This is a genomic window from Synechococcus sp. W60.3, assembly GCF_047502615.1.
Taxonomy (GTDB): Bacteria; Cyanobacteriota; Cyanobacteriia; order Thermostichales; family Thermostichaceae; genus Thermostichus.
The window spans coordinates 1-3,628 of record NZ_JANSHJ010000058.1 but is presented as its reverse complement, the minus strand read 5'-3'; the positions used below and the strand labels follow the sequence as shown (position 1 = coordinate 3,628).

Genomic DNA, 3,628 nt, shown 5'->3' with positions numbered 1-3,628 from the left:
TTCCTCCAGGTTAGTTATTGCCGCGCGGGTTTTGCACCGCAGTAGGTCGTTTTCCTGGAGAAGCTCTGTACTAGCTAAAAGAAGCAACTAAAGTTGCTCAAGGGCTTTTCCGCCCCGTGCTAAAGTACGGGGCTACCAAGCTATCCTTTTGTGTAGGGGAGCAAGGCGCTATAGTAGAAGCCAAGTTGTGCAGACAGGTTTCGTGCTTCAGACTTCTCCTCCGCTCGGACGGATGGGCGCCTATCCCTTGGGGCAGGGCCGCTATCGCTTCTCGGTATGGGCGCCCTTAGTCGAACAAGTGGAGCTGAAGATAATCAGCCCTGTCCAACAGGTTATCCCTCTCAAGCAGGAGGAGCAGGGCTATTGGCAGGCGGAGGTGGAGGGGATCCCGCCGGGGCCGGTGGACTACCTCTACCGTCTGCACACCGCAGCGGGGGTGGTGGAGCGGCCAGATCCCGCTTCCCGCTGCCAGCCCTACGGCGTCCACGGCCCATCGCGGGTGGTGGATCCCCACTTCGACTGGCAGGATCAGGGCTGGCGGGGGATCCCGCTCTCCCAGTGGATCCTCTACGAGCTCCATGTAGGCACCTTTACCCCAGAGGGCACCTTTGCCGCCCTGATCCCTCGCCTGCCGCACCTGGTGGAGCTGGGGGTCAACGTGCTGGAGCTGATGCCGGTGGCCCAGTTTCCGGGGGAGCGCAACTGGGGCTATGACGGCGTCTATCCCTATGCCGTGCAGGCCAGCTATGGGGGAGCAGCGGGCCTGAAAGCACTGGTCAACGCCTGCCATCAGCAGGGCCTGGCGGTTGTTTTGGATGTGGTCTACAACCACCTGGGGCCGGAGGGGAACTACCTGCGGGACTTTGGCCCCTACTTCACCGACAAGTACCGCACTCCTTGGGGAGAGGCCCTCAACTTCGACGACCGCTCCTCCGACGGCGTGCGGGAGTTTTTCCTGCAAAATGCCGAGTACTGGCTAGAGGAGTTTCACCTGGACGGCCTGCGGCTGGACGCGGTGCACGCCATCTACGACTTCAGCGCCCACCCTTTTTTGCAAGAATTGGCGGAGCGGGTAGATGCCCTAGAAGCGCGCAGCGGCTGGCCTAGGGTTCTGGTAGCGGAAAGCGACCTCAACGATGTCCGCCTCATCACCCCCCGCGAGCAGGGGGGCTACGGGCTAGACGCCCAGTGGTGCGACGACTTTCATCACTCGGTTCACACCCTGCTTACTGGGGAAAAGACAGGCTACTACCAAGACTTTGGCCAATTGGAGCACCTAGCCAAGGCCTACCGCGAAAGCTACGTCTATTCCGGCCAGTACTCCCCCTACCGCGGCAGGCGCCACGGCAATTCCGCCATCGGCAGGCCGGGATCCCAGTTTGTAATCTGCATCCAAAACCACGACCAGGTGGGCAACCGCAGGCTGGGAGAGCGCCTTAGCCAGCTCACCTCTTTCGAGGGCCTCAAATTGGCTGCCGCTGCCCTGCTGCTAGCTCCCATGCTGCCGCTGCTATTTATGGGGGAAGAGTATGGGGAAGTGGCGCCATTTCTGTATTTTGTCAGCCACGGGGATCCCGATTTGGTGGAAGCGGTACGACAGGGACGCCGCCGCGAGTTCAGCGCCTTTGCCTGGCAGGGCGAGCCCCCGGATCCCCAGGCAGAGGAGACCTTCTTGCGCTCCAAGCTGAACTGGGAGTTGAAGGAGGCCGGTCACCACCAGGTTCTCTGGAAGTGGTACCAGACCCTGATCCGGCTGCGCAAAACCCAACCGGCCCTCCAGCACCTAGAGCGGGAGGGGGTGGAAGTGGAGCTGTTTTCCGGCTCTGGCTTGGCCCTGCACCGCCGCCAGGGATCCCAGGCTTTGCTTGCCCTTTTCAACTTCAGCCCCAATCAGGCGGTCACCTATGCCCATTGGCCCGGCGGCACCTGGGAGAAGCTTTTGGATAGCCACGAGGCCCAGTGGTTGGGAAAGGGATCCCAACTGCCGGCAGAAAGCCAAGGGGATCCGGTTGAGGTACTGGGCTATGGGGTGGGCCTCTATGGTGCTTTGCACCGCTAACGCAGATGGCTGCGGCCAGAAGGGAAATCTCGACCGCTCCAGACCTGGCAAACGGAAACGGTCTAGCCGATCTTCGCGCCGCGGAAATAGAGGGAGTCAGGCAAGGGCCTGCGGTCGAGGCTGGGATTTCGGGAAGGTTTGCTCACCGGTTGGCCGCGATAGGTCAGCTTGGGCTTGGCAGGGTTGCCCGTAGGAGCAGCCTCTGGTTGGGACTGCACGGGTACGCCCGGCGACAGTTGAGCCCACACTTCCGCGTGATTCTCAAACTGCACCACAATGCTAAGAAATCCCCTTTCAATGTCGGCGCGACAGGCAGATATCGCGTCTTGGGCGCGTTTGTACACTTGCCGACGGGCGTAGAAGTGATTCTGAAACCTGATCACCTCCACCAAACCCTGAGGAGTCGAAGCCCAGAAGCCACTCTCTGCATCGCTGTAGTCGAGAATAACCATGGCTAACTCCTACACTGACGAGTGGATGGATAAAGAATTCCCAACTCTTCCACTATGGATATCAAACGTCATGAAACGTAATGGTGAGCTTGATCACATTGACAATGTTTCGATATCTCTTGAGTGTCTTGATTGCAGCTATGTTGAATTACAGTAGTGCAACCGCTCCTTGGCTCTCAACTTTCCTCTTCCTAATGAGATAAAAACTGCGAGTTAGGGCCTCGGCGGTGCAGATTGTCAGGGGAACGTCTCAAGCTCGTTCAAAGCCCCTATTTTCAGATAGAATATCTACAGAATCACTATGGAAATAACTTGTAATCTTGACCGCAGCCGTAGCGCCAAGCCTCGCGGCGCCGCTTCCAGAAGTAGTCCTGGGGGTTGGTTTCCGGCTCCGGACGATCTGTTAGCCTTTGCAGCAGCTCGTAGAGGCCAAGGGCGCCAAAGTGGCCCGCCCATACCACCAGCTCCGGCAACCCCAACCGAGGCAAAAGTCTGGCTACCAAGCTGGGATCCCGACGCGTCACCCCCCACAGGGCCTGGGCCAAGCCGCCAAACTGCACCACATCCTGCAAAAAGGGCTGCACCACCTGGGGGCCAGCGGCAACCATGGCCGCAAACACCCTGCTCAACAGGCGGTTAATGCTATTGGGATCCCAACTTTTGTTCTGCAGAGGGGGGATCATGGCCTTCTGAAATAGCCAGGTCACGGCCAAGTTGGGCTGGTAGGGTTGCAGCAGGGCCAGGGCTGCCTGGTTCAACTGCCGTTGCGCCAGGGCCTCGTGGATCCCCTGCTGTAGGCGATCCAGGTGGCGCAACATGGCGCCAAAGCCGCCAAAGCTGAGGGGAGACTGGCTGCCACTGCTGTCCCCCACTGCCAACAGGCGATCCCAGGGCAGTTGCAGCGGGCTGCGGCGGTAGGCGGGGAAAACGCCACATAGCTTGCGCACCCAGCGGATTTGGGCCAGCTCCACCCCCTGGTAGGCTGGCAGCAGCCGGCAGTAATCCCGCCAGAGCTGCTCTAGACTAGGCCGCCGGGGATCCCGGTCGCAGTAGGTAAACAGATAGGTGGTGCGCCCATCGCGGGCGGGGAAAGCTTCCCAAAAGGGCTGGTAGCCGT

The 3,628-nt window shown here is 60.1% G+C and carries 2 protein-coding genes and 1 pseudogene; 1 reads left to right on the top strand and 2 read right to left on the bottom strand.

Translation table 11 applies throughout. The annotated features are described in order from the left end of the window. The first annotated feature begins 232 nt into the window (after positions 1-232). A complete protein-coding gene (treZ, locus tag NW846_RS12235) occupies positions 233-2,059 on the top strand; it encodes a malto-oligosyltrehalose trehalohydrolase (protein WP_414515928.1) in 1,827 nt (608 codons plus the stop codon). A gap of 62 nt (positions 2,060-2,121) precedes the next feature. On the opposite strand, the gene NW846_RS12230 is transcribed toward treZ, so the two are convergent. After that, positions 2,122-2,511, bottom strand: coding sequence for a hypothetical protein (locus tag NW846_RS12230; protein WP_414347084.1), 390 nt, complete (start codon positions 2,509-2,511; stop codon positions 2,122-2,124). 299 nt (positions 2,512-2,810) lie between these two features. Continuing rightward, positions 2,811-3,628, bottom strand: a pseudogene (locus tag NW846_RS12225) (FAD-binding oxidoreductase); the annotation flags it as partial.

Coding starts and splice junctions, on each gene's coding strand:
- treZ (WP_414515928.1), top strand. CDS start 233: ATGGGCGCCTATCCCTTGGGGCAGGGCCGCTATCGCTTCTCGGTATGG.
- NW846_RS12230 (WP_414347084.1), bottom strand. CDS start 2,511: ATGGTTATTCTCGACTACAGCGATGCAGAGAGTGGCTTCTGGGCTTCG.